Raw genomic sequence first — 25,220 nt, forward strand, 5'->3', positions numbered from 1 at the left:
TTGCTTATCCTCTTTGCTCTGGCATAGCCTTCACCTTGCACGTGGACAATTCAGCAGCCTGCTTATCCTCTTTGCTCAGGCATAGGCTTCGCCTTGCGCTCGGGCAACGCGTTGCGTTGCTTACCCTCGCTCATGCCATTGAAGTTGTTCACGCAGACTCACCACATCACCAATAATGGTCAATGTAGGCGCCTGAATTTGGTATTCACTGACTTTAGATGCAATATCTGCCAATGTACCGACCACGACTTTTTGTTCAGGTGTCGTCCCTTTAGAAACCAATGCGACAGGCATGTCTGGACGCTGCCCGTGCGCGATGAGTTTCTCACAAATTTTTTCTAGACCGACCAAGCCCATATACAGCACGAGCGTTTGATTTTGATAAACCAACTCATTCCAAGGTAGCTCAGGTGAACCTTCTTTGAGATGCCCTGTCAAGAAGCGTACACTTTGCGCATAATCTCGATGCGTTAAAGGAATCCCTGCATAAGCCGAACATCCAGAGGCAGCAGTAATTCCCGGAACGACTTGGAAGGCAACGCCTGCCGCAAAGAGTTCCTGAATTTCTTCACCGCCGCGGCCAAAGATGAACGGATCTCCACCTTTTAAGCGACAGACGCGTTTGCCTTCACTTGCGTATTTTACCAGTAAGGCATTAATGCCTTCTTGCGGAACAGCATGATTGGATCGTGCTTTACCTACGTAGATTTTTTCGGCATCACGACGGCAGAGGTCCATAATTGGCTGTGAAACCAAACGATCGTAAATCACCACATCTGCTTGCTGCATTAAACGCAGTGCTTTTAAGGTCAGCAGTTCAGGATCACCCGGCCCCGCCCCAACCAAATACACCTCACCTTTCGGCTGTTTCCATTCCAATAATGCCTGTTCAATCAAACAATTAGCTTCAGCTAAATTGTCGTTAAACACCTGTTCTTTCAGTGGACTTGCATACAAGTCTTCCCAAAAAATACGGCGTTCATCTGGATTGACGATTTTGGCTTTAACGGCTGCGCGCCATTGGCCTGAGAACTCAGCCAGTTTGCCCATGCCATGCGGAATTGAACTTTCTAACTGGGTGCGGATTTGGCGTGAAAGCACTGGCGATGTGCCATTGGATGCAACGGAGATGACTAGTGGAGAACGGTCAATGATCGCAGGAACCATAAAACGGCAATGCGGCGGATCATCGACACTATTAACCAAGACATTTTCAGCTTCGCAGGCTTCAAAAACCGCCTGATTGACCGCTTTGTCATTGGTTGCTGCAATCACTAAACGAAACTGACGCAGCGCAATGGCATTTTCTCGATAAACCGATTCGTGATAAATCGAGTTGAGATATTGACCTTGGGTTTTATTAACCAAGGTCAATAAATCATCTTCAATTTCGGGTGAGCAAACTGTCAGCTGAGCGCCCGCTTTTGCAAGCAGCACAGCCTTTCTATATGCAATTCGACCACCACCAACAATCAGACAAGGTTGCTGCTGCAACTTCAAAGAGATTGGAAAGATATCCACACACGACCTCAATAGTTTAAATCTGATTGTCTTAAGCAATTTTTGTGCACAAATGTATGCACTTTATCGACTATTAATCGATAAATTCAGCACCGCCCATATATGGACGAAGTACTGCTGGAATTTCAATTGAACCGTCTGCACGTTGATAGTTTTCCATCACGGCAAGTAAAGTACGACCAACTGCCAAACCTGAACCATTTAGCGTGTGTACAAACTCAGTTTTCTTTTGGTCAGTACGGTAACGTGCTTTCATGCGACGTGCTTGGAAGTCACCCATGCATGAGCAAGATGAAATTTCACGGTAGGTATTTTGACTTGGCACCCAAACTTCTAAATCATAAGTTTTGATTGCACCAAAGCCCATGTCTCCGCCACACAGAACGACTTTACGGTATGGTAAGCCTAATGCTTGAAGAATACCTTCGGCATGACCCGTTAATTCTTCCAACGCATCCATCGAAGTTTCAGGTTTTACAATCTGAACCATTTCTACTTTGTCAAATTGGTGTTGACGGATCAAACCACGTGTATCACGGCCATACGAACCCGCTTCACTACGGAAACATGGCGTATGCGCTGCATATTTTAATGGCAAACGTTCTGGGTCAATGATTTCATCACGCACGAAGTTAGTTACAGGAACTTCTGCAGTCGGGATCAGGTAGTATTCTTTTTCGCCTTGAAGTTTGAATAAATCCTCTTCAAATTTAGGCAATTGGCCTGTACCACGTAAAGAATCTGCATTAACTAAATAAGGTACATACGCTTCTGTATAGCCATTTTCCAAGGTATGCGTATTTAACATAAATTGGGTAATTGCACGCTGTAAACGCGCCAATGGGCCTTTGAGTACGCTAAAACGAGTACCTGTCAATTTGGTTGCGGTTTCAAATTCTAAACCGCCCATCATTTCACCCAAGTCAGTATGGTCTTTGATCTCAAAATCAAACTGACGTGGTGTACCCCATTTTAAAACTTCAACATTGTCGTTTTCGTCTTTACCTTCTGGCACAGACTCATGAGGTAAATTCGGAATCGATAAAGATTTGGCTTCAAGTTCAGCCTGAAGCTCAGAAAGTGCAACTTCTGCGGCTTTAATTTCATCACCAATAGCAGACATACGTGCCATGATTTCAGATGCATCACCGCCAGCTTTTTTAATTTGACCAACTTGTTTTGCACCAGCATTACGTTCAGCTTGTAACGACTCAGTTTTAGACTGAATTTCCTTACGGCGAGCTTCAAGGTCTGCCCACTCTGCTACGTTAAGTTGAACACCACGTTTTGCTAAGGCTAAGTTTACAGCCTCAATATTATTTCTGAGTAATTTCGGGTCGATCATAGCCAATCTTAAATAAAGAAAAAAACTGGCTATAGTGTAAGCTCTTAACACTCAAAAATACAGTGACCGAGCTTACAGCTGCCCCTTATTAGACCAATAATCTTGCTTCAAATTGTCTTATTTGGTGTCGTAATTTGGCAAACTTGGTAAATATTCAGGTTTAAATAGTCCTTTAGCCGTAAAATATGGAAGTTTTAGCTCAGGCATGCCCTCCGCATAACTCGCCAATTCATACAGTGGATAAGCAAATACAATCCCGTTCGCACCATAATAAAAATTATCGCTTAACTGAAGTTTTGAACGTTCAATATCATGACTATCTAACCACATATAGTTGGCATCAAAAAGTGCGCTAATCACTTTCGCATCTGCACCTTTGACCAAGACATCTTGTAAAGCCAAACGTTTTTTGGCTTTTAAATCAAAATTGACATATTCAACATGGGACATACCATGAGCCGCATGCGCTGCGTAGGTATAGCTTTCGATTGCAAAAGTTGCGATATGTCCCCACTGACTAATATATCGAACAGAAGTGGTACTTTGACTTAGGCCTGCATCCGTCTTGTCTGATAAATCGATTTTTTGATTCGGCTCAGTTGAAAATGCAATCGGGTCTGCTTTTTTAATCCGATCAGTAAAATATTGATTAATCCAATCAACATTGGTTTCAACTGTTTGAATCCTATATTGGGTACAGCCTTCCGCATCGCAAGCCTGTGCTTTTGGTAATTGCATCTCGACAGATTTAGATTGAATAAGTGGAATCGCATCAGCGACGACCGCTAGCTTCTGTTCCGTCGTTTCACCTTCAACAGGTTCATTTCGAGGATGACAGGCCGTTAATGACCCGACTAAAACCACAGCTGAAACAGCCCAAGCTATATTATTCATATGATTTTTTTTCATCCCAAAATTCCCTATAGCAACAATCAAAACCACAAGTCACTTCATTTAAGCAAACTGTGAATATCAGCATACTACTAAATTTCTCTTATATTCAGCTTGCTTGCTTTACATTTCTCCATAAAAAAAGCAGACGGATGTCTGCTTTTTTTCGTTCATGACAATTATTGATCAATAATGTCCGTACCTTTTGGAGGTACAAAATTAAAGGTTGATGCTGGAATAGACGCATTCACCTTCACATTATTGAAACGTACATGCGTTGTTTGACCTAATGAGTCTTGGAGAATCATTAAAGTCGGCGCATTTTTCGCACCAAAACTAATAGTTAAGCTTTGAAACACACCATCATCACTTTTTGGATATAAAGTGTAGTAAGTTTTGGTCTTATTCGGCTGTGTAATACGATAAGACTTCATGATTTGAGCCGTATTACCTGACAATAATAATGCAGGTGTATTCGCAACTTGGTCATCTAAGCTTTGGCGTACCGCTTGTTGTAGGTCTGGGTCATAAATCCAAACTGTTTTACCTGTAGTCGCAATGGTTTGCTTAGATGGGCTGGTTGTTTCCCAATAGAATTTACCCGGACGCTGAACTTTCATGACCCCAGTAAAAGTTTGGTTCATATGCTGCGCACTTAAACCTTTCTTTTGAGTAGCTTTCGGGTTGGTCACTTTTGTAGTTTGCTGAAAGTTAGCAGTAAAACTTTTAATACCCGATAATTGTTTCACCAAATTGGCAGTTGCCTGCTGCTCCGACGCTGCAACTGGTGCCGCGAATACTGTCGTACTCATAACCGGTGCCAGTGTCGCTGCACCTAATGCCATAGTACAGATGGTTTTACGAAGCATTATCATAGATTCACCTTTTATATTTGCATCAACGCAATTTGTTAGATGGCTCCATCTTAAACCACTTTCATTGACTAAATTTAGAGAAAATAAGAAGTTTTGTATGGTTATTAATGCAAATTGCTGTTTTTTATTCATCATGATGGAGAAATATAAAATAAAAAGGCACTTAATTTGACTCAAATGCCTTTCAAATAATTAAACCATGATTTAGCAATTTTAATAATCCAATATTGAGTTATTTCCATTGCCAACCGATCGATGCACCAGCGCCAAAGTCACCTTCAGAGTTCCCTTTTGCAGCCAATTTATACACATATTTATTGCTTTCAGTCACTCCACTGAAACCAACTGCATAGCCTTGTGAACCTTCCCAAGTCCCCATACCTACACTGAACATGTTATATCCAGCATCTGTGGGTTGAGGTAAGGAGGCGATTGCAATACTTGAAGCAACAGCACCGTAAACATTATCTTTAAATTTATTGAAATTATGGTTCAATTTATTCACACGTTGATTGGTATAACTATTGGCTTGGTTGAGTACATTTGCCCCATGCTGATCTGTATATGCTTTTGAACTATTTAACACTTCTAGATCTGCTTGACGCATTTGTTTCACGTTTACCGCATCGGTGTCTGCCGTACCAGCTGCCACATGGATAATTTGCCGCTCTGCACCAGCCGAGCCAACGGAAACCGTATTATTGCGGTCAGAGCTTGAACCATTGCCAAGTACAACAGCATTATTTGCAGAGGTGTTGATATTGTTACCAACCACATAGGTATTATTACCAGTAACTGTATTATTGGTACCTAATGCACCAGATCCATCACCACTGACTGTATTGTTTACACCGAGGGCAATAGACTGATTACCATCAGCTTTATTACCTGCACCAACTGCAATCGCATCTTGTCCATTCGCAGTTGGTTTAGGTGCTGTATTGGCAACGTTTGATTGAATTTTAATGTACGGATCTGTTCCTTTTAAGCTCAACAACCATTCAACTTCAGTACCGACAAATCCATTTTTTATCGCAAGTTCATACGCACTGAAACCATTTTCACCTGTTAGCCCTTGTGCGCCAACTGCACCACGTAGACTTTCTAGCCATTGGTCTTCATTACCTTCATAACCATTGTTCACCGCAACTTGATAAGCACTTGCACCATCTAGACCATTACTGCCATTCAGACCGTTCAACCCATCCTTACCATCGATGCCGTCTCGGCCATTGAGTCCATCTTTACCAGTAGCACCTGTTGCTCCAGTATCACCTTTTTCACCAGCAGGACCTTTAGGACCCATTGGCCCTGCTGGACCAGGAATACCACTATTGCAACGATTACAAGTATGCCCATGATGTGATGAACCACTCCCACCAGTCCATACAATTGAACCTAGAGAAAGTAAAATACTCACAGCAAGTAATTTTGGTACAGCTTTAATAGCGATTGAAGTTATTTCACCAAGTCCTAGTGTCTTTTCAAATGCAATTTGTTGGCTTTTATCAGGACAATTCCTTTTCTGATAGTCAGCACCGATAAAAACTGTATTCAATATTTTATTCATGTCCTTATCCTTTTTTTGTATTTGTACTCCTCTATTACGCTCTTTATTTTTGTGATTTAAATCACTATTTATGGTGAATTTATTGATTTGTAAATCATTTGTAACAATCTAAAAAATACATCACATTTTCTTCAGACGAAAAAAAGCCCGCAAAAATGCGGGTCTTTTTTCTATTAAAGCTTACGCTTCAACAGATACGTAGCGACGACCGAATTGGCCTTTCACTTCGAATTTCACAACGCCGTCAGCAGTTGCAAATAAAGTATGGTCACGGCCCATACCTACATTTACACCAGCGTGGAATTCAGTACCACGTTGACGAACGATGATGTTACCAGCAGTCACAGATTGACCGCCGTAGATTTTAACACCCAACATTTTTGGGTTCGAGTCACGACCGTTTTTAGTCGAACCACCGGCTTTTTTAGTTGCCATGTCTACTTACTCCTCGTAATTAGCCTGAAATAGCTGTAATTTTCAACTCAGTGAACCATTGACGGTGACCTTGTTGTTTACGATAGTGTTTACGACGACGCATTTTGATGATGCGGATTTTGTCGTGACGACCATGGCTAACTACTTCAGCAGTTACTTTAGCGCCAGCTACTACTGGTGCACCAATTTGAATGCTGTCACCGTTAACAAGCATCAACACGTCATCAAAAGTAACAGTTGAGCCAGTTTCAGCTTTCAATAATTCTACTTTAAGGGTTTCACCCTCAACTACACGGTGTTGTTTACCACCGCTTTGGATTACTGCGTACATTTAAGTACTCCAAACATGCCCGTGTTGTCGTGCCGGTAAAGGGATATACCGATCTTAAAACGATCGTCACTGGGGTTTCGCAAAGGCAAAGATTTTAAGGGATAACCCGAAAAACAACAAGTCATTTCCGTAAAATATTAGATGAGTATGCGTTTATTATATAAACAGTGTCATTAAAAGTATTAAAATGAGTGATCTATTTCACTTACCATGTTTTTTGGCAAGGTTTGACATAGATTTTTAGCAACAATTCGCTAATATACACTGGACTGACATCAACAACATGCTGTTCAAACAACATGCTAAAGATAAAAGTCTGTTAAAAAATAAGTACAATACTTCCGCTTGATGAAAAAAATCACTTAAGATTAAGTCAATTGAGTAAGTTCTTATCTGTTATTCATATAACAAATTGCTACACTACGTCTGTAATTCAAAAATTATTGAGGTTTCTCTTCATATGACCATCGACTTTAAGCAAGATATTCTCGCGCCTGTTGCTACTGACTTTGCTGCGATGGACAAATTTATTAATGAAGGGATCACGTCTAAAGTTGCCTTGGTCATGGCAGTCAGTAAACATGTGGTTGAAGCAGGCGGTAAACGCATGCGTCCCATTATGTGCTTACTTGCAGCAAAGGCTTGTGGCGCAGAAGATTTAGAAAAACACCGTAAACTTGCAGCAATTATTGAAATGCTGCATACCGCGACCTTGGTACATGACGACGTAGTCGATGAATCGGGTTTACGCCGTGGCCGCCCAACAGCAAATGCGACATGGAATAATCAAACTGCCGTACTTGTGGGTGATTTTTTGATTTCTCGCGCTTTTGATTTATTGGTGGATCTAGACAGCAAAGTATTACTCAAAGACTTTTCAACGGGTACCTGTGAAATTGCTGAAGGTGAAGTTTTACAACTTCAATCACAGCATCAACCAGAAACCACGGAACAGACCTACTTAGATATTATTCACGGCAAAACATCACGTTTATTTGAGCTCGCTACCGAAGGTGCAGCGATTTTGACAGGTACACCAGAGTACCGTGAACCGCTTAGAAAATTTGCCGGACACTTTGGAAATGCCTTTCAAATTATTGACGATATTTTAGATTACACCTCAGATGCTGAAACATTAGGTAAAAATATTGGTGATGATTTGATGGAAGGTAAACCAACTTTACCTTTAATCTCTGCCTTAAAGAATACCACTGGCGAAGAACATGACATTATTCGCCGCAGTATTGCCACAGGTGGTACGGCAGATTTAGAGCGTGTTATTCAGATTGTACAAAGCTCTGGGGCACTTGATTATTGTAGCCAACGAGCGACTGAAGAAACTGAGGCAGCACTTGCCGCTTTAGCAGCACTACCAGTTACTGAATATCGTCAAGCTTTAATCAACCTCGCAAACTTGGCATTACACCGAATTCAATAATTAACAATATTCATCGTAATTCCCCTTGCCTATGCATATAAAACTGAATGATATCTTTTTGACCATGCAGCAACAGCTCGATACCCCTCGGGCTGTGCTGGATGAAAACTTGCTGATCGAATTGGTCAACCGAATTCGACCAGAAGATACAAAAAATACCGACGAAATTAAGAAAAAATTTCAGGCTTTCATCCAAGCTTTACTCATCACGCCAGATGCAGCCTCTACCTTGCAAAGCTTTGTCCTAAAACTCATTAGCCGATATAAACAAACCAGTTTATATGCGGACACGGGTATTTTGTCTCTCGATGGTTTTTGGGGACAACTGTTCCAACGTCTTGGCGCACATTTTCTTCCCCTGATTAATGACGAAACTCAATTACAAGATTTAGTCCGTCGAGTTTTTTATCGTCATAGCGACAAATATTGGCTGGACAGTATTGATGATCAGCAATGGATGCAGCTCTTTCGATTGTTTAACCAAGGTCATAGCAATCAGGAAGAAAAAAAGAAAATTCGCCGTGAGTTAATTAAAGCCATTACCGTTTTGTCCTATCGGGTAAGTGGTATTGGCTTATATCCTGAATTTATTAATGCACAGCCTGAACTGACCGAATATGAATCACCTTTTTTGGTGCAAAACCGTGAAATAAATGATTTTATTCAGCAGTATAAAAAGCTCCATCAAAGTGCTGAAGAAATGAGTGCTGTGCTACCGCCAGATGCTTCTCAAGCGTTGGTAATGCTGGAACAATGTCGTGATGTGGTGCTGAAGATTCGGCGTGCGACCAAACGAATTGGTGTAAGTGTCAGCCTGACTTACTTATTGTCGCTTTTAGAACAGTGTTTAGATCGCTTAGAAATCTTACTCAACCTGATTGTTGAAGAAGATGATGTCCGCTATGTGTCTATGGGTAGTTTACTCAGTGATGTGACGTCAGCGATTTATAGCGAACGCAGTGTGCGCGATTTGCTCGCCACCAATAGTGAATTGGTTGCCCTACAAGTCACCGAAAACGCAAGTAAAACTGGCGAACACTATGTAAGTACGGACAAACAAGGCTTTATGAGCATGTACCGATCTGCGGCAGGTGCCGGTGTGATCATTGCATGTATGGCAACTTTAAAAGTGCTGATGGCCCGTGTCAGCATGGCACCGCTCATGCAAGCCATTTCATATAGTCTGAACTACTCTTTCGGCTTTATGCTGATTCATGTCTTACATTTTACTGTTGCCACTAAACAGCCTGCGATGACAGCTGCCGCCCTTGCCTCGACGGTTCAGCATCGTAAAGGCTCGAAAATGGCGCAGATTGCCGAACTTGCCGCGCTAATTATTAACATCATTCGAACCCAGTTTATTGCAATCTTAGGCAACATCAGTATTGCGATTCCTGTTGCAGCATTGATCGCATTAAGTTGGGACATGGCTTTACATGAGCCATTAATGAATCATGCAAAAGCAGCTAAAACCTTACACGACCTCAATCCATTTACCTCATTGGCTGTGCCACATGCTGCGATTGCTGGGGTATGTTTGTTTTTATCAGGTTTGCTTGCTGGATACTTTGACAACATGGCGATCTATCGCAAAGTTGGACCACGGATTCAAGCACATCCAAAGTTAAAACGCATCATGGGTCAAGAGAGACTGGATAAGCTTGCCGCTTACATTGAGCGAAACTTAGGTGCTTTAGCAGGTAACTTCTTATTCGGGATCATGCTGGGCAGTATGGGAACAATTGGATTTATTTTTGGTTTACCTTTAGATATTCGCCATATCGCCTTCGCCTCGGCCAACTTCATTCAAGGCCTCATCAATATTAATGGTTCACCAGACATTGGCTTAATCATTGTGTCATTCTTAGGGGTTATTCTGATCGGTCTGACTAACTTATTCGTCAGTTTCACGTTAACCATTATTGTGGCACTACGGGCACGTCGCGTAAGATTTGAACAATGGAAACCACTGGCTAAACTGGTGATGACTCATTTTCTAACGCGACCAAGTGACTTTTTCTGGCCACCGAAAACCCCACTTGAAGTTGAAGATGGCACACAAGCCAGCAAGAACAATCATTAGCAGATTTGTGTTTTATTTTAGTAAGATGTAAATGAACACAAAAAATAAAATCAGTATGATTTACACAGACTTGAAATAAAGTGTACTGATGAGTACACTTTAGTCCATTAATTAACCGAGCTCAAACCGGTTAAAATGACAAGGAATAAAATATGCCACGAACGCTACTGTTTGTTGGTTTTTTTGCATTAATTATCAGTGTGTTGTCGCTTTATTCTAGCTATTTAAATCTATTAGATTTAAATATCGTGGAATGGATGAGTCAGCACCGTATTGCTGTTTTTAATCAAATTGCCATCGGACTTTCGGCGCTAGGCGGCATGCCTTTTGTATTATTTTTCACCACGCTATGGTGTTTACACTTTGCGTGGTATAAAAAATACACAGAGATTGTTTTTATCAGTATAGGGATCTTTGGAAGTATCGGCCTTGCATGGTTGCTTAAATTTACGTTTACCAGACCACGCCCCCCAGAAATGTACCATCTTGTAGCATCTTACGGGAGTTCATTTCCAAGCGCGCATAGTTGTTATGCTGCATCGCTTGCGTGTCTGATGATCTTAATTTGCCGACAACATGCTCAACATCGCTTGATCACCATTTTGGCATTGTTATGGATGCTGTGTATGGGTGTTTCGCGAGTATATGTTGGGGTTCATTTTCCGACAGATGTCTTATCCGGTTGGAGCATAAGTTTTATTTGGATCGCGCTACTTTATTTGAGTTACATCAAAATCAGTAAAGCGTAAACAAATGAATAATTTAGATAAATATCTAATTGAGGTGGAACAATGATGTCTGCAAAGCTTTGGGCTCCTGCCCTGACTGCTTGCGCATTGGTAACAAGTATTGCACTTGTTGGTTGTAGCAAAGATCCTAAAGATGCACAGCAAGCTGCTGCTGCACAGCAAATGCCACCAACTGAAGTCGGTGTCATTGTTGCCCAACCGCAAAGCGTTGAACAATCTGTTGAACTTTCAGGACGTACATCTGCCTATGAAATTTCAGAAGTACGTCCACAAACCAGTGGTGTAGTACTGAAACGTCTATTTGCAGAAGGCAGTTATGTTCGCGAAGGACAAGCCTTGTACGAGATAGACTCGCGTACAAACCGTGCTTCAGCTGACAGTGCTCGTGCTGCTTTAAGACGTCAACAAGCAAATTTAGGCGTGTTACGTGTTAAAGAAGGTCGCTACCGTCAGCTTGTGGGATCAAATGCGATTTCTAAACAAGAATATGACGATATTGTTGCGCAAGTAAAACTGGCTGAAGCAGACGTTGCTGCATCTCAGGCAGAACTTAAAAATGCAGAAATTAACTTAGGTTACTCAACTGTACGTGCGCCAATTTCAGGTCAAACCAACCGTTCTACAGTCACAGCGGGTGCATTAGTTACTGCATCTCAGGCTGATCCATTAGTCACAATTCAACGTCTTGATCCAATGTACGTTGACATTAACCAATCAAGTGCTGAACTTCTTCGCTTACGTCAACAATTAAGCCAAGGCAACTTAGACAGCAGTAATAACACCAAAGTGAAATTACGTCTTGAAGATGGTAGCGAATACCCAATTGAAGGTCGTCTTGCATTTTCTGATGCAAGTGTGAACCCCGATACAGGTACGGTTACACTTCGTGCTGTTTTTTCTAACCCGAATCATTTATTACTTCCGGGTATGTTTGCCAATGCTCGCATCGTTCAAGGTGTGATTCCAAATGCTTACCTGATTCCACAAGCTGCTATTACACGTACCCCTACAGGTCAAGCGATTGCAATGATTGTGAATGCAAAAGGTGCTGTTGAATCTCGTCCTGTAACCACTGTTGGTACACAAGGTTCGAATTGGATCGTGACTCAAGGCTTGAATACTGGCGATAAAGTGATTGTTGACGGTATTGCGAAAGTTAAGCCAGAACAACAAGTTGTAGCCAAACCGTATCAACCTCAGGCTGCTGCACCTCAAGGTGCGCAACAACCTGCTGCAGCAAAGCCAGATGCTAAAGTTGCAGAACAAGCAGCACCTAAATCTGAACAAAAAGCTACTTCAAACGCATAGGGAGTAGACTGAATGGCTCAATTCTTTATTCATCGCCCCATTTTTGCGTGGGTGATTGCATTGGTGATTATGTTGGCGGGTGTACTCACGCTATCTAATATGCCAATTGCACAGTATCCGACCATTGCGCCGCCAACGGTTTCAATCTCTGCGACTTACCCTGGTGCGTCTGCAGAAACAGTTGAAAACACCGTAACCCAAATCATTGAACAACAAATGAATGGTTTGGATGGCTTACGTTATATTTCGTCAAACAGTGCGGGTAACGGTCAGGCATCTATTACATTGAACTTTGAACAAGGGATCGATCCAGATATCGCCCAAGTTCAAGTCCAAAACAAACTCCAGTCTGCGACAGCGCTATTACCTGAAGACGTACAACGTCAAGGTGTAAAAGTCACCAAATCTGGCGCAAGCTTCCTACAAGTTGTAGCATTCCACTCACCGTCGGGCAAGTTGACTGCGGACGACATTAAGGACTATGTAAACTCGAATATTTCTGAACCTCTCAGCCGTGTGGCAGGTGTAGGTGAAGTCCAAGTATTTGGTGGTTCTTATGCGATGCGTATTTGGCTAGATCCAGCCAAAATGGCAAACCTGAAAGTTACACCGAGTGATGTGGCTGCGGCTATCCGTACACAGAATGCTCAGGTTGCTGTTGGTCAGTTAGGTGGTGCGCCTGCAACTGAAGGTCAAGTACTGAACGCGACAGTTACAGCACAAAGTTTGTTGCAAACACCAGAGCAGTTTAAAAACATTTTCCTGCGTAACAGTAGTGATGGTGCTCAAGTACGTTTAGGTGATGTTGCACGTGTTGAATTAGGTGCTGACAACTATCAGTTCGACTCTAAGTTCAACAACAAACCTGCTGGTGGTGTAGCGATCAAACTAGCAACTGGTGCAAACGCATTAGATACAGCCGAAGCTGTTGAAGCACGTTTAAAAGAACTACGTCCAAACTACCCTGAAGGTTTAAAAGACACGCTTGCATTTGATACGACTCCATTCATTAAGTTATCGATTGAAAGTGTTGTACATACCCTTGTAGAAGCCGTGATTCTTGTATTCTTTGTGATGTTCTTATTCTTACAGAACTGGCGCGCAACGATTATTCCGACATTGGCTGTACCTGTAGTGGTATTGGGTACTTTTGCTGTCATTAACATGTTTGGTTTCTCGATCAACACACTCACCATGTTCGCGATGGTACTGGCGATTGGTCTCCTCGTGGATGATGCGATTGTTGTCGTAGAGAACGTTGAACGTGTCATGGTTGAAGATCATCTTGACCCAGTGACTGCAACTGAAATCTCAATGAAACAGATCTCTGGTGCCTTAATCGGTATTACCTCTGTGTTAACCGCTGTATTCGTGCCGATGGCATTCTTCGGTGGTACGACAGGTGTAATTTATCGTCAGTTCTCAATCACGCTGGTAACAGCAATGATTCTGTCATTGATTGTGGCATTGACCTTTACCCCTGCCCTATGTGCGACCATGTTGAAACAACATGATCCAAACAAACCAGAAAGCAACAATATCTTTGCCCGTTTCTTCCGTTGGTTTAACAGCTCTTTTGATAAAGTTGCGCATAAATACCAAGGCGGCGTGAACTTCATGACACACCACAAGATTTTCTCTGGTGTGATTTATGCAGTTGTAATCGGCTTATTAGTGCTTTTATTCCAAAAGTTACCATCATCATTCTTACCTGAAGAAGACCAAGGTGTTGTAATGACACTGGTACAGTTACCACCGAATGCCTCACTTGAGCGTACGGATAAAACTGTCACTGCAATGACCGATTACTTCCTGAAAAACGAAGAAAAATATGTCGATTCTGTATTCAGTGTTGCCGGTTTCTCGTTCACAGGTGTAGGTCAAAACGCAGGTCTTGCATTCATCAAGTTAAAAGATTGGGAAGACCGTACATCACCTGAATCTCAAGTGGGTGCGATTATTCAACGTGGTATGGCATTGAACATGATCGTGAAGGATGCTTCATACATCATGCCAATCCAATTACCAGCAATGCCTGAATTGGGTGTAACTGCCGGCTTCAACTTGCAGTTAAAAGCTTCTGCAGGTCAAACCCATCAACAACTTATCGATGCCCGTAATATGGTGCTCGGTATGGCTGCTCAAGATAAACGCCTCATGGGTGTTCGTCCTAACGGTCAAGAAGATACGCCACAGTACAAAATCACGATTGACCAAGCTCAAGCTGGTGCAATGGGTGTGAGTATTTCTGAGATTAACACCACAATGGGTATGGCATGGGGTGGTTCTTATATCAACGACTTCGTTGACCGTGGTCGTGTGAAGAAAGTCTATGTACAAGGTGAAGCTGCGGCACGTATGATGCCTGAAGACCTGAGCCAGTGGTATGTCCGTAACAACCAAGGCACAATGGTTCCATTCTCGACCTTCGCTACTGGTGAATGGACTTATGGTTCACCACGTCTTGAACGTTATAACGGTATCGCATCTGTGAACATTCAAGGTTCACCGGGTGTGGGTGTAAGTTCGGGCGACGCGATGAAAGCGATGGAAGAAATTGTACAAAAACTTCCTTCGATGGGCGTTCAAGGCTTTGACTATGAATGGACTGGTTTATCTCTAGAAGAACGTGAGTCTGGCGCACAAGCACCATTCCTATACGCACTTTCATTGTTAATCGTCTTCCTATGTCTTGCTGCCTTGTATGAAAGCTGGTCTATTCCGTTCTCAGTATTACTGGTTGTACCATTAGGTGTATTGGGTGCGTTATTACTGACTTTCCTTGGAATGGTGTTCTTCAAAAATCCAAACTTGGCGAATAACATTTACTTCCAGGTGGCTATTATTGCCGTCATTGGTTTGTCTGCGAAGAATGCGATCTTGATCGTAGAATTCGCCAAAGAACTTCAAGAAAAAGGTGAAGATCTGTTTGACGCAACATTGCATGCCGCTAAAATGCGTCTACGTCCAATTATCATGACCACTTTAGCCTTTGGTTTTGGGGTACTTCCGCTTGCCCTTTCTTCGGGTGCAGGTGCAGGTAGCCAGCACTCTGTAGGTTATGGTGTATTGGGTGGCGTAATCAGTTCTACCCTACTTGGTATCTTCTTTATTCCTGTGTTCTACGTATGGATCCGAAGTATCTTTAAGTACAAACCAAAACAACAAAATAATCAGGAGCATTTATCGTGATGCAAAATGTATGGTCTATTGCAGGTCGTAGCATTGCGGTTTCTTCACTTGCGCTTGCTTTGGCTGCCTGCCAAAGCATGCGTGGTCCAGAGCCGGTTGTTCAGACCAATATCCCCGAAAGCTACACAGCAAGTGCTTCTGGTACTTCTGTTGCTGAACAAGGATATAAAGATTTCTTTGCTGACCAACGTCTGGTACAAGTTCTTGACTTAGCTTTAGCCAACAACCGTGACCTGCGTACCGCAGCTTTAAATATTGAACGTGCACAGCAACAGTATCAAATCACTGCCAATGGTCAATTACCAACCATTGGTGCCAGTGGTAATGTACTTCGTCAAGACACGTTGAATACGCAAAAGCCTATCACCTCTTACAATGTCGGTTTAGGTGTCACTGCCTATGAACTTGATTTTTGGGGTCGTGTACGTAGCTTAAAAGACAATGCTTTAGACAGTTACCTTGCAACTGCAAGTGCCCGTGATGCAACACAAATTGCGTTGATCGGTCAAGTGGCTCAAGCATGGTTAAACTATGCATACGCTAACTCGAACTTGAAGCTTGCGGATCAAACCTTAAAGGCTCAGCTTGAATCTTACAACCTGAACAAAAAGCGTTTTGATGTCGGTATTGACAGTGAAGTTCCTGTTCGTCAGGCTCAAATTTCTGTAGAAACTGCACGTAATGATGTTGCGAACTACAAAACTCAAATTGCTCAAGCACAAAACTTATTGAACCTATTAGTGGGTCAACAAGTGCCTGCGAACTTGCTGCCAAATCAACGTGTCAGTCGAATTACTTCGACCAATACCATTGGTTCAGGTATTCCAAGTGACTTGTTGAACAACCGTCCAGATGTACGTGCAGCTGAATATAAACTGTCTGCTGCTGGTGCGAACATTGGTGCAGCTAAAGCACGTCTGTTCCCTACGATTAGTCTGACAGGTTCAGCGGGTTATGCTTCAACGGACTTAGGTGATCTATTTAAATCAGGCAACTTTGTATGGTCTGCTGGCCCTAGCCTAGATATTCCAATTTTCGACTGGGGTACACGTCAGGCAAATATTAAAGTTTCTGAAACTGACCAGAAAATTGCATTGTCTGATTATGAAAAATCAGTTCAGTCAGCTTTCCGTGAAGTGAATGATGCGCTTGCAGTTCGCCAAAACATTGGTGACCGTATTGCAGCACAGCGCCGTTTAGTTGATGCAACCAACACAACGTACAAACTATCAAATGCTCGCTTCCGTGCTGGTATTGATAGCTACTTAACTGTACTGGATGCGCAGCGTGCATCTTATGCAGCTGAGCAAGGTTTGTTGTTGCTTGAACAAGCAAATCTCAACAATCAAGTTGAATTGTATAAAACACTTGGTGGTGGTATCAAAGCCAACACTTCTGATGCTGTGCAATACCAACCTTCTACTGCTGAGCGTAAAGCTGCATCAAAACAATAATTTGATTTAGCCTAGCCAGTAATATTTGAAAAGCTCACTTCGGTGGGCTTTTTCATTTTTAGATCGAAGCTTTAAAATAAAAATGAATTTATTGCTTTTTGCTAAAGAGTTTTCTATCTTCAATTCACCTTTTTATATTGATAACTAAAAATGCTTTTAAGTAATCTTGAATCTGTTCCGGGTCATACCATTACACAACAACTTGATGTCGTTTATGGCAGTACTGTCCGCAGTAAACATGTTGGTCGTGACTTTATGGCTGGCCTAAAAAATATCGTGGGTGGTGAACTCAAAGGTTATACAGAACTACTCGAAGAATCCCGTCAAGAAGCTATGAGCCGTATGATTGATAAAGCACGTGCCTTAGGCGCGAATGCGGTCGTCGGTATCCGTTTTTCAACCTCAAATATTGCTCAAGGCGCCTCTGAATTATTTGTGTATGGCACGGCAGTTCGTGTAGAAGCCAACTCAGCAAAACTACCAGACCCATTTCCAACTCAGGACTAAGTCATGGATGCCTTTATTTTTAAAGTCCTGATCTTTGTGGTGCTCTTTTGTATTGGTTGGGGCTTCGGTCGCCATATCGAACAAAAACATCTCAAAGAACTCGAAGCTCAAGAAAAGCGATTGGCACATATTCGCATAGACAACAACCGCTTTAAAACTACTGAACATTTCGGACAACTTATTTCGAGTAATGTAGTGATTTCACATGATTATTTTAAATATGTGATTGCCAATATTCAGAACTTCTTTGGCGGACGTTTAACCAGTTATGAAAGCATCGTCGATCGGGCACGTCGTGAAGCCGTGGTGCGTTTAAAGCAAGAAGCTGAAAAGATGGGCGCAAACCAAATTATGGGCTTACGTTTAAGCACCACTGAGTTGGGTATGCAAGGTGGCATGGTCGAAGTCTTTGCGTATGGAACAGCAATTCAAAAGAGAGACATCTGATCTCTCTACTTCTCCCCAATTCATTTTTACTATTTAATTTACTTTACACAATGTGTTTTCAAACTCTTCATAACTCACATTTTCATTGCGACAAATTTTAAAGCAAACCTCATTAAATTTCTTTTCATCAATATTTGGATCATGATAACTAAATGCAACATCTCCAGCATAAGCACGTGCCAGATCTTGCACCACAATGTCAGCTTTACATCCATATAAAGTTGGACATGCCTCTAATGTTCCTTCGTAATACTCTTTACACTGAGTCGGTTCGACATCCACCTTATTGGGTTTTTGCATCGACACATTTAAACCATATTCATTCATTAGAAGAAAATATTGAAGTTTTCTAAATGGTTTTAAGTCAATCTCGAGTCCCGAATGATTGATACGAGCCAATTGATCTTTGTAAGAATTATGATCATCTGAGATTAACTCTGCATTACCAGCTTTGTCGATTTTGATAAAGCTATAGTTGACAGGCATATATGCGCCACTCCCCTTATGTGCAATCACTTCGATCAAATGATCTTTCGCAATAAATGCTCCCGTAAATACAGTCGATTCAACACTGGTCAGCAACTTACCTTTCACTAAAACACAATATCCAAAACATTGATCTTTGAATCTAGCCTGATCGCCTTTAAAATCATCAACAGGATGAAATTCAGCTCGCCATTTAAAATCACCAATTTTATTCGAGCTATAAGGTAATTTATCAACATCTGAATCTTGAGGATTTTGACTGTAATACTCAGACTTCAATAATCCTTTTTCATCAAACAGTGCTTCGATCGGTAACCACCCCTCATTTGGTCCTCGCATAACAACTTCTGCACTCGCCGCTTCAACTTTAGGTTCAATCTCAACAGATTCAATAACTGGTTCTGATACAGTTCCTATTTCTTTTTCAGGCTTTTCGAGCGTTGACTTCTGCTCAATTTTTTGAGTTTTCTGTTTAAAATAAAAATATGCCACTGTACCGATTGCACCAATGATTGCGCACAAAATGATGGCTATTCCCCATTTGTTAAAATTATTCTTTTTCATTTCTTATAATCTCGTTACTCATTAAAAAAGTCACTGTTAAGAGTGACTTTTAAACTATTTAAACTTGATAAAATTTACTTCACTTTGGTTTTACGAATCATTTTATATAACGTTGTCGGTGATAATCGAGATACCCAAACACCGAGCTTTTCTTTAGAACCACCCACCACGATGTATTCTTCCCCACGTTGTAAAGATTGCACCACCGTTTCGGCAAACTCATTGGCTTCTAGACCATTTTCAATGGCTTCATCCTGATGCCCTTGTGGCTTGCCTGCACCATTGAGTGCATTAAATGAAACATTGGTTTTGACAAATCCGGGGAATATCACCGATACGCCCACCCCTTGATCCGCAACTTCCGCACGTAGACTGTTCGCCCACATATGAATGGCAGCTTTTGCAGCAGAATAGGTCGCGCGGTATTGTGTCCCTAATAAGCCTGCAACACTTGAAACAAAAGCAATTCGACCTGACTTTTGCGCTAAAAATGTCGGTAAAACGGTTTTAGTCAAATAGACTTGCGAAAAATAATCTACTTCCATGATGGCACGTTCAGTTTGCATAGTCGTATCCGTAATCAATGCACGCTGACTCAATCCCGCATTATTGATTAGCCAGTCAATTCGACCTTTATGCGCAAGGACTTGTTCATAAGCATGGCGAACTTGTTCTTCATTGGTAATATCTGCACACACTGAAAGATGCTGATCTGGATGTAATAATGAAACACGGACTTTTTCCAACTCTTCAAAACGACGTGCGGTCAAAATGACCTGCGCCCCTTGCAAAGCACATTCTTTTGCTAAAGCTTCCCCCAAACCTGACGATGCCCCAGTAATCCATACCACTTTTCCGTTCAAATCATCACGTTTTGCCATTTTGACATCCTTTTAAATAACTAATTTATTCATTTATATGTATTTTATGCTTTACGTAGTACAGGCTCATTGTTCAAAAACACCATAAAATGATCAAAGTACTGACTCATCGATTGTGCATCATAAATTTTGCCAAGTTTATCGAAGCGTTTATATCCGAGTTGCGTGGTGAGATTGATGACACCGGTTAAAGTTTTATCCACCACCATATTAAATTTCAGCATTTTTTTTGGTTCTCGCACCAAATGCGTCACCCCGGCATCGACCACTTGTGTGAATGCTTTCAACGCGAGCGGCACATATTGATTCTGCCCTTCTTTCATTTGATTGACATAGGCAAGCAAGTCGGTGGCTAAAGAGGCATCGATCGGATAATGCATATAATGCTGACCATCTTCGCTGTAAAAACGTCCATATAAATAATTTACCATCGGTACAAGGCGGTCATTGCCAAAAAAAGATACCGACCACGGCATATATTTACGGGTCGTTTCACGTATTTGCTGAATAATTTTTTCGGATTCATTGTCTCCAGACTTATTCATGCGCGCCATTTGGCCAAAAACTTGATCTAAAATTTCACATGCAATATCCGCTAAATTATCCCCTAAGGCTTTGGACTGACTTTCTGTTTCACCTGCATTGAGTTTTTGATGAATCGTCTCAAAACGTTGATATGTCGTAGGTTGAATCTTTAAAGAAATAGAATAAGTCATTTGATATTGCTCCTTTTATCTTAGTTTTGGGATCAATGGATACTTCTTATCTTAGGTCCTATCATACGGACTCTTTTATTTACTGCCAAATCCTAAAAGTTAACATTCGCCCAACATCCCTAATTCACCATTTTTTTTGCTACAATAGATCTAATTTTTTATCCACTTTTGATCTGTTTAGACTATGACTGATTCAGCGCAAAATATTGCTACGACCTACGATCCGACCGAGATCGAAAAAAAATGGTACAAGACTTGGGAAGAGAGAGGCTACTTCAAGCCATCTCAAAAAGGTGATTCATTCTGTATTATGATTCCGCCACCAAACGTCACTGGTAGCTTGCATATGGGTCATGGTTTCAACAATGCCATTATGGATGCGTTGACTCGTTATAACCGCATGTCTGGCAAAAATACCCTTTGGCAGCCGGGTACAGACCATGCAGGTATCGCAACGCAAATGGTTGTTGAACGTCAATTGGGCGCAGAAGGCATCAGCCGTCACGACCTTGGCCGTGAAAAGTTCATCGAAAAAGTATGGGAATGGAAAGAACAATCTGGCGGTAACATTACCCGTCAAATCCGTCGTCTAGGCTCATCTGTAGATTGGTCTCGTGAACGCTTCACCATGGACGAAGGACTTTCTAACGCTGTTAAAGAAGTATTTGTTAAGCTACATGAAGAAGGCTTAATTTACCGTGGTAAACGCCTAGTCAACTGGGACCCTAAACTACAAACTGCCCTTTCTGACTTAGAAGTTGAGTCTGATAAAGAAGAAGCAGGTTCACTTTGGCACTTCAAATATTTCTTTGAAGACAAATCAATCCGCACCCATGACGGCAAAGATCACATTGTTGTGGCGACAACACGTCCTGAAACATTGCTTGGCGATACAGCCGTTGCGGTTGCGCTTGATGATGAACGCTATGCAGCGCTTGTAGGCAAAAACATCATCCTACCTATTACAGGCCGTGCTGTTCCTATCGTAAAAGACGAATATGTAGACAAAGAATTTGGTACAGGCTGTGTGAAAATCACCCCTGCGCACGACTTCAATGACTATGAAGTGGGCAAACGCTGTGAACTTCCAATCATCAACATCTTCAACAAAAATGCTGAAGTTCTTGCTGAGTTTGAATACATCGCAAAAGCTGGCGAGCAAATTTCTAAAACCATTCCTGCACCTGCGGACTACATTGGTTTAGAACGTTTTGAAGCACGTAAAAAATTGGTTGCTCAAGCGGAAGCTGAAGGCTGGTTAGACCAAATTCAACCATATACCTTGAAGCCACCTCGTGGTGACCGTTCAGGCGTGATCGTTGAGCCACTTCTAACAGACCAATGGTACGTAAAAATTGCACCACTTGCTGAGCCTGCAATTAAAGCGGTTAAAGATGGCGAGATCAAATTTGTACCTGAGCAATACAGCAACATGTACATGGCTTGGATGAACAACATTCAAGATTGGTGTATTTCGCGTCAATTGTGGTGGGGTCACCGTATCCCTGCTTGGTACGATGCTGAAGGTAACGTATTTGTCGGTCGTGATGAAGCTGAAGTTCGTGCGAAAAACGGCATTGCACCTGAAGTTGAATTAAAACAAGACGAAGATGTGCTTGATACATGGTTCTCTTCTGGTCTTTGGACATTCTCAACTTTAGGTTGGACTGGCGACGAAGCAAAAGATAAAGAAAACTATTTCTTAAATACTTTCCACCCGACTGATGTACTTGTAACTGGCTTTGACATCATCTTCTTCTGGGTTGCCCGCATGATCATGATGACCATGCACTTCATGAAAAATGAAGACGGCACACCGCAAGTTCCGTTCAAAACTGTGTATGTACACGGTTTAGTACGTGATGGCGAAGGTCAGAAGATGTCTAAATCTAAGGGCAACGTACTTGACCCATTAGACTTGATTGACGGTGTTGACCTTGAAACTTTAGTACAAAAACGTACGACTGGTTTGATGAACCCGAAACAAGCAGCGAAGATTGAAAAATCGACCCGTAAAGAATTCCCTGAAGGTATTCAATCTTACGGTACTGATGCTGTTCGTTTCACGTTCTGTGCGCTTGCAAACACAGGTCGTGACATCAAGTTTGACATGAAACGTGTTGAAGGTTACCGTAACTTTGCCAACAAAATCTGGAACGCGACGCGTTTCGTGATGATGAACTGCGAAGAGCAAGTGATTGCTCAAGAAGTACGTCAAGACCTTTGGGAATTGCCTGAACAGTGGATCGTGAGCCGTCTGCAAAAAGCTGAACAAGCAGTGCAAACAGCATTCGCGACTTACCGTTTAGACTTGGCTGCACAAGCGATTTACGAGTTCATTTGGAATGAATACTGTGACTGGTATGTAGAGCTGACTAAGCCTGTTCTAAATGATGAAAACGTATCAGTTGAGCGTAAAGCTGAAGTACGTCGTGTTCTTCTTGCTGTAATGGAAGCATCTTTACGTTTGGCTCATCCGTTGATGCCGTACCTAACAGAAGAAATCTGGCAAACGCTTGCGCCGAAACTGAACATTTCTGGCGAAACAATCATGTTGGCTCAGTACCCTGTTGCGGATGAAGCGAAAATCAACGAACAAGCTGAAGCAGATATGCAATGGCTGCAAGGTTTGATTGGTGCGGTACGTAACATCCGTGGTGAGATGGGCTTAGGTAATGCGCGTTTGTTGCCTGTTCTTCTTCAAAATACAACGGATGCTGAAAAAGCACAAATCGCACGTATTGAACCATTGTTTAAAGCATTGGCAAAAGTTGAAAGCATTACTTTCCTTGCTGACAGTGAACAACCGCCATTGTCTTCTTCATCTGTCGTTGGTCACGTGTCTGTATTCGTTCCAATGAAGGGCTTAATTGACCCTAAAGCGGAATTGGGTCGTCTGCAAAAAGACTTAGACAAGGTTCAAAAACAGCATGACCAAATTGCCACTAAACTTGGTAATGAAGGTTTTGTGGCGAAAGCACCTGCTGCTGTGGTTGAAGGCGAGAAAGTGAAACTTGCTGAGTTTGCTGACCAGTTAGCGAAGATTAAAGCGAATATGGAGCAAATTGCAGCGCTTTAATGTGTTGTTAGTTTGGTTCAAAAAAATCCCCTCTTCGTGAGGGGATTTTTTTAGCTCCAAAATTTTTGGATAATTTCTTTTATCCAAGAAAATATGGGAACTAATAACACTGTCCAAAAAGGTGAACTTTTTGGAGCTTCATTAATAATAATGATTGGCTGTTGCTTAATACTTATATTTCGCTTTTTAGCTTTTGACTTTTTACGTCTAGCCATAAATTCTTTACCTTATAAATAGAATTCTGGACTACACGTTTGAGTTTTTTTAAATGATATGTCCCAAACGTGCAATTAAATACAGTTTGGTCATAATTGATTTCTCAAGCAGAAATGGAGAGATTTTTTTGAATTGAAAAGTTACGTGTTGTCATGAATAAAATAGGTAAGGCAATTAATAAAAATAATTTCAGGAGTAACGATAATATTTCGGTATTTAATACACGTTTTTCTAAGTTTCGAAGACATAACGTTAAAGATGATTTTGTAATGTCTTGTTTAATTTCTGACTCAATATCAAGATAGGATAAAATTCCAAACTGATTAGAATATTTCGAATGAATCCGTTTGGTTAAATAGTCTCTATCTTCAAATGCACTGAAGCTTTGATCCAACACATGTGATAAAACATCTAAATAGTGTTTTAAAGCACGAAATTGCCCCCCTTCATGATCCTTTTTAAGGTTATGGTTCTCTTTCGCTTTCAACCTAGTACTTCTATAAGAAATCCAAGATTGCTTAAAACTTATATCTCTTTCCAAATTTAATATTCTCCAAATTTTATAAAACTAAAAATTTAAACATAAACTCCATATATTGTTATTAGTTTAAATAATAAACACAACATATAGTAAATTCAAGCTAATTTTTTGTATTCCCCTCATCCCAACCTTCTCCCAAAGGGAGAAGGAGCTTTCATCATTTATTCACCTTCATTTCATTACATATTTGCCAAAGGTGTTCTAACACTACATCCGTCCGCCCCAACACATCATGATTCCAATAACGCACCACCGTTAAATCTAAAGCCTCTAAAAACTTGGTACGTTCTGCATCATACTCAATGGCTTCATCCGTTCCATGCTGACTGCCATCCAACTCAATCACTAAACCAATTTCATGGCAGTAAAAATCCACAATATAAGGCTCAATCACATGCTGACGACGGAATTTCAGATTCATAAAACGCTTAGCGCGGAGAAGTTGCCACATCAGGTGTTCTGCATCTGTGGCGGTGTGGCGCATAGATTTGGCGAATTCTAATAATGCAGGGTCAATTTTAATTTTTATTTCCCTCTCCCTAGCCCTCTCCCATAGGGAGAGGGAACATACATTGTGACATCACTTAATTT

Annotated in this window: 22 protein-coding genes; 9 read left to right on the forward strand and 13 right to left on the reverse strand. The window is 41.5% G+C overall.

What is annotated here, in order from left to right:
* Window positions 1–120: 120 nt before the first annotated feature.
* From cysG to rplU, 7 genes are all read right to left on the reverse strand, one after another.
* Complete coding sequence (gene cysG, locus B1201_RS02545) at window positions 121–1,521, reverse strand: siroheme synthase CysG (protein WP_078192203.1); 1,401 nt, start codon at window positions 1,519–1,521, stop codon at window positions 121–123.
* Window positions 1,522–1,594: 73 nt separating this feature from the next.
* Window positions 1,595–2,866 (reverse strand): serine--tRNA ligase, encoded by a 1,272-nt coding sequence (gene serS, locus B1201_RS02550; protein ID WP_078192204.1) that lies wholly within the window; start codon window positions 2,864–2,866, stop codon window positions 1,595–1,597.
* Between the two features lie 117 nt (window positions 2,867–2,983).
* Entirely contained in the window at window positions 2,984–3,775 is a 792-nt protein-coding gene (locus B1201_RS02555) for an RsiV family protein (RefSeq protein ID WP_143221644.1), read from the reverse strand.
* Between the two features lie 161 nt (window positions 3,776–3,936).
* Complete coding sequence (lolA, locus tag B1201_RS02560) at window positions 3,937–4,632, reverse strand: outer membrane lipoprotein chaperone LolA (protein ID WP_078192405.1); 696 nt, start codon at window positions 4,630–4,632, stop codon at window positions 3,937–3,939.
* Between the two features lie 232 nt (window positions 4,633–4,864).
* A complete protein-coding gene (locus B1201_RS17225) occupies window positions 4,865–6,202 on the reverse strand; it encodes a YadA family autotransporter adhesin (RefSeq protein ID WP_078192205.1) in 1,338 nt (445 codons plus the stop codon).
* A gap of 180 nt (window positions 6,203–6,382) precedes the next feature.
* A complete protein-coding gene (gene rpmA / locus B1201_RS02570) occupies window positions 6,383–6,637 on the reverse strand; it encodes a 50S ribosomal protein L27 (RefSeq protein ID WP_067764378.1) in 255 nt (84 codons plus the stop codon).
* Window positions 6,638–6,656: 19 nt separating this feature from the next.
* Window positions 6,657–6,968: a 50S ribosomal protein L21 gene (gene rplU, locus B1201_RS02575; protein ID WP_078191390.1), complete on the reverse strand. Its 312-nt coding sequence runs from the start codon at window positions 6,966–6,968 to the stop codon at window positions 6,657–6,659.
* 460 nt (window positions 6,969–7,428) lie between these two features.
* On the opposite strand from rplU, the gene sdsA reads away from it, so the two are divergent.
* From sdsA to B1201_RS02615, 8 genes are all read left to right on the forward strand, one after another.
* The gene (gene sdsA, locus B1201_RS02580) at window positions 7,429–8,406 is read left to right on the forward strand and encodes an All-trans-nonaprenyl-diphosphate synthase (RefSeq protein ID WP_078192206.1); all 978 of its coding nucleotides are present in this window, start codon (window positions 7,429–7,431) and stop codon (window positions 8,404–8,406) included.
* A gap of 31 nt (window positions 8,407–8,437) precedes the next feature.
* The gene (locus B1201_RS02585; protein ID WP_078192207.1) at window positions 8,438–10,489 is read left to right on the forward strand and encodes a site-specific recombinase; all 2,052 of its coding nucleotides are present in this window, start codon (window positions 8,438–8,440) and stop codon (window positions 10,487–10,489) included.
* A gap of 152 nt (window positions 10,490–10,641) precedes the next feature.
* The gene (locus B1201_RS02590) at window positions 10,642–11,238 is read left to right on the forward strand and encodes a phosphatase PAP2 family protein (protein ID WP_078192208.1); all 597 of its coding nucleotides are present in this window, start codon (window positions 10,642–10,644) and stop codon (window positions 11,236–11,238) included.
* A 42-nt stretch (window positions 11,239–11,280) separates the two neighbouring features.
* Window positions 11,281–12,546 carry an efflux RND transporter periplasmic adaptor subunit gene (locus tag B1201_RS02595; protein WP_078192209.1) on the forward strand — a complete coding sequence of 422 codons (1,266 nt, stop codon included), beginning with the start codon at window positions 11,281–11,283 and terminating at the stop codon, window positions 12,544–12,546.
* A gap of 12 nt (window positions 12,547–12,558) precedes the next feature.
* On the forward strand, window positions 12,559–15,738 hold the full coding sequence (locus B1201_RS02600) for an efflux RND transporter permease subunit (RefSeq protein ID WP_078192210.1): 3,180 nt from the start codon (window positions 12,559–12,561) through the stop codon (window positions 15,736–15,738).
* Entirely contained in the window at window positions 15,738–17,192 is a 1,455-nt protein-coding gene (gene adeK, locus B1201_RS02605) for a multidrug efflux RND transporter AdeIJK outer membrane channel subunit AdeK (protein WP_078192211.1), read from the forward strand. The genes B1201_RS02600 and adeK overlap by 1 nt, the downstream gene beginning before the upstream one ends.
* A 150-nt stretch (window positions 17,193–17,342) precedes the next feature.
* Window positions 17,343–17,699, forward strand: a complete 357-nt coding sequence (locus tag B1201_RS02610; RefSeq protein WP_078192212.1) for a YbjQ family protein — start codon at window positions 17,343–17,345, stop codon at window positions 17,697–17,699.
* Between the two features lie 3 nt (window positions 17,700–17,702).
* The gene (locus B1201_RS02615; protein WP_078192213.1) at window positions 17,703–18,146 is read left to right on the forward strand and encodes a YbjQ family protein; all 444 of its coding nucleotides are present in this window, start codon (window positions 17,703–17,705) and stop codon (window positions 18,144–18,146) included.
* Window positions 18,147–18,179: 33 nt separating this feature from the next.
* On the opposite strand, the gene B1201_RS02620 is transcribed toward B1201_RS02615, so the two are convergent.
* The 3 genes from B1201_RS02620 to B1201_RS02630 all read right to left on the reverse strand — a co-directional run bounded on the left by B1201_RS02620 (window position 18,180) and on the right by B1201_RS02630 (window position 20,793).
* Window positions 18,180–19,196 carry a hypothetical protein gene (locus B1201_RS02620; protein WP_078192214.1) on the reverse strand — a complete coding sequence of 339 codons (1,017 nt, stop codon included), beginning with the start codon at window positions 19,194–19,196 and terminating at the stop codon, window positions 18,180–18,182.
* Between the two features lie 74 nt (window positions 19,197–19,270).
* A complete protein-coding gene (locus B1201_RS02625; protein WP_078191399.1) occupies window positions 19,271–20,077 on the reverse strand; it encodes an SDR family oxidoreductase in 807 nt (268 codons plus the stop codon).
* 44 nt (window positions 20,078–20,121) lie between these two features.
* Window positions 20,122–20,793, reverse strand: a complete 672-nt coding sequence (locus B1201_RS02630) for a hypothetical protein (protein ID WP_078192215.1) — start codon at window positions 20,791–20,793, stop codon at window positions 20,122–20,124.
* A gap of 184 nt (window positions 20,794–20,977) precedes the next feature.
* Here B1201_RS02630 and B1201_RS02635 point away from each other — a divergent pair, with 184 nt between their 5' ends.
* Complete coding sequence (locus tag B1201_RS02635; RefSeq protein ID WP_078192216.1) at window positions 20,978–23,872, forward strand: valine--tRNA ligase; 2,895 nt, start codon at window positions 20,978–20,980, stop codon at window positions 23,870–23,872.
* A gap of 50 nt (window positions 23,873–23,922) precedes the next feature.
* Here B1201_RS02635 and B1201_RS16910 read toward each other — a convergent pair whose 3' ends face one another.
* The 3 genes from B1201_RS16910 to B1201_RS02645 all read right to left on the reverse strand — a co-directional run bounded on the left by B1201_RS16910 (window position 23,923) and on the right by B1201_RS02645 (window position 25,152).
* Window positions 23,923–24,087: a hypothetical protein gene (locus B1201_RS16910; protein ID WP_171263719.1), complete on the reverse strand. Its 165-nt coding sequence runs from the start codon at window positions 24,085–24,087 to the stop codon at window positions 23,923–23,925.
* Between the two features lie 104 nt (window positions 24,088–24,191).
* On the reverse strand, window positions 24,192–24,629 hold the full coding sequence (locus B1201_RS02640; protein ID WP_143221645.1) for a hypothetical protein: 438 nt from the start codon (window positions 24,627–24,629) through the stop codon (window positions 24,192–24,194).
* Window positions 24,630–24,786: 157 nt separating this feature from the next.
* On the reverse strand, window positions 24,787–25,152 hold the full coding sequence (locus B1201_RS02645; RefSeq protein WP_078192218.1) for an endonuclease domain-containing protein: 366 nt from the start codon (window positions 25,150–25,152) through the stop codon (window positions 24,787–24,789).
* Window positions 25,153–25,220 lie beyond the last annotated feature (68 nt).

It is taken from the genome of Acinetobacter sp. ANC 5600 (genome assembly GCF_002018395.1).
Classification (GTDB): Bacteria; Pseudomonadota; Gammaproteobacteria; order Pseudomonadales; family Moraxellaceae; genus Acinetobacter; species Acinetobacter amyesii.

What these genes read in the sequence shown, in the direction of transcription:
- B1201_RS17225 (WP_078192205.1), bottom strand. Translation starts at nt 6,202, where the DNA reads ATGAATAAAATATTGAATACAGTTTTTATCGGTGCTGACTATCAGAAA.
- lolA (WP_078192405.1), bottom strand. Translation starts at nt 4,632, where the DNA reads ATGATAATGCTTCGTAAAACCATCTGTACTATGGCATTAGGTGCAGCG.
- B1201_RS02620 (WP_078192214.1), bottom strand. Translation starts at nt 19,196, where the DNA reads ATGAAAAAGAATAATTTTAACAAATGGGGAATAGCCATCATTTTGTGC.
- B1201_RS02625 (WP_078191399.1), bottom strand. Translation starts at nt 20,077, where the DNA reads ATGGCAAAACGTGATGATTTGAACGGAAAAGTGGTATGGATTACTGGG.
- B1201_RS02610 (WP_078192212.1), top strand. Translation starts at nt 17,343, where the DNA reads ATGCTTTTAAGTAATCTTGAATCTGTTCCGGGTCATACCATTACACAA.
- B1201_RS02630 (WP_078192215.1), bottom strand. Translation starts at nt 20,793, where the DNA reads ATGACTTATTCTATTTCTTTAAAGATTCAACCTACGACATATCAACGT.
- rplU (WP_078191390.1), bottom strand. Translation starts at nt 6,968, where the DNA reads ATGTACGCAGTAATCCAAAGCGGTGGTAAACAACACCGTGTAGTTGAG.
- B1201_RS02615 (WP_078192213.1), top strand. Translation starts at nt 17,703, where the DNA reads ATGGATGCCTTTATTTTTAAAGTCCTGATCTTTGTGGTGCTCTTTTGT.
- serS (WP_078192204.1), bottom strand. Translation starts at nt 2,866, where the DNA reads ATGATCGACCCGAAATTACTCAGAAATAATATTGAGGCTGTAAACTTA.
- B1201_RS02585 (WP_078192207.1), top strand. Translation starts at nt 8,438, where the DNA reads ATGCATATAAAACTGAATGATATCTTTTTGACCATGCAGCAACAGCTC.
- B1201_RS02555 (WP_143221644.1), bottom strand. Translation starts at nt 3,775, where the DNA reads ATGAAAAAAAATCATATGAATAATATAGCTTGGGCTGTTTCAGCTGTG.
- sdsA (WP_078192206.1), top strand. Translation starts at nt 7,429, where the DNA reads ATGACCATCGACTTTAAGCAAGATATTCTCGCGCCTGTTGCTACTGAC.
- B1201_RS02595 (WP_078192209.1), top strand. Translation starts at nt 11,281, where the DNA reads ATGATGTCTGCAAAGCTTTGGGCTCCTGCCCTGACTGCTTGCGCATTG.
- adeK (WP_078192211.1), top strand. Translation starts at nt 15,738, where the DNA reads ATGCAAAATGTATGGTCTATTGCAGGTCGTAGCATTGCGGTTTCTTCA.
- B1201_RS02590 (WP_078192208.1), top strand. Translation starts at nt 10,642, where the DNA reads ATGCCACGAACGCTACTGTTTGTTGGTTTTTTTGCATTAATTATCAGT.
- B1201_RS16910 (WP_171263719.1), bottom strand. Translation starts at nt 24,087, where the DNA reads ATGGCTAGACGTAAAAAGTCAAAAGCTAAAAAGCGAAATATAAGTATT.
- B1201_RS02600 (WP_078192210.1), top strand. Translation starts at nt 12,559, where the DNA reads ATGGCTCAATTCTTTATTCATCGCCCCATTTTTGCGTGGGTGATTGCA.
- rpmA (WP_067764378.1), bottom strand. Translation starts at nt 6,637, where the DNA reads ATGGCAACTAAAAAAGCCGGTGGTTCGACTAAAAACGGTCGTGACTCG.
- B1201_RS02635 (WP_078192216.1), top strand. Translation starts at nt 20,978, where the DNA reads ATGACTGATTCAGCGCAAAATATTGCTACGACCTACGATCCGACCGAG.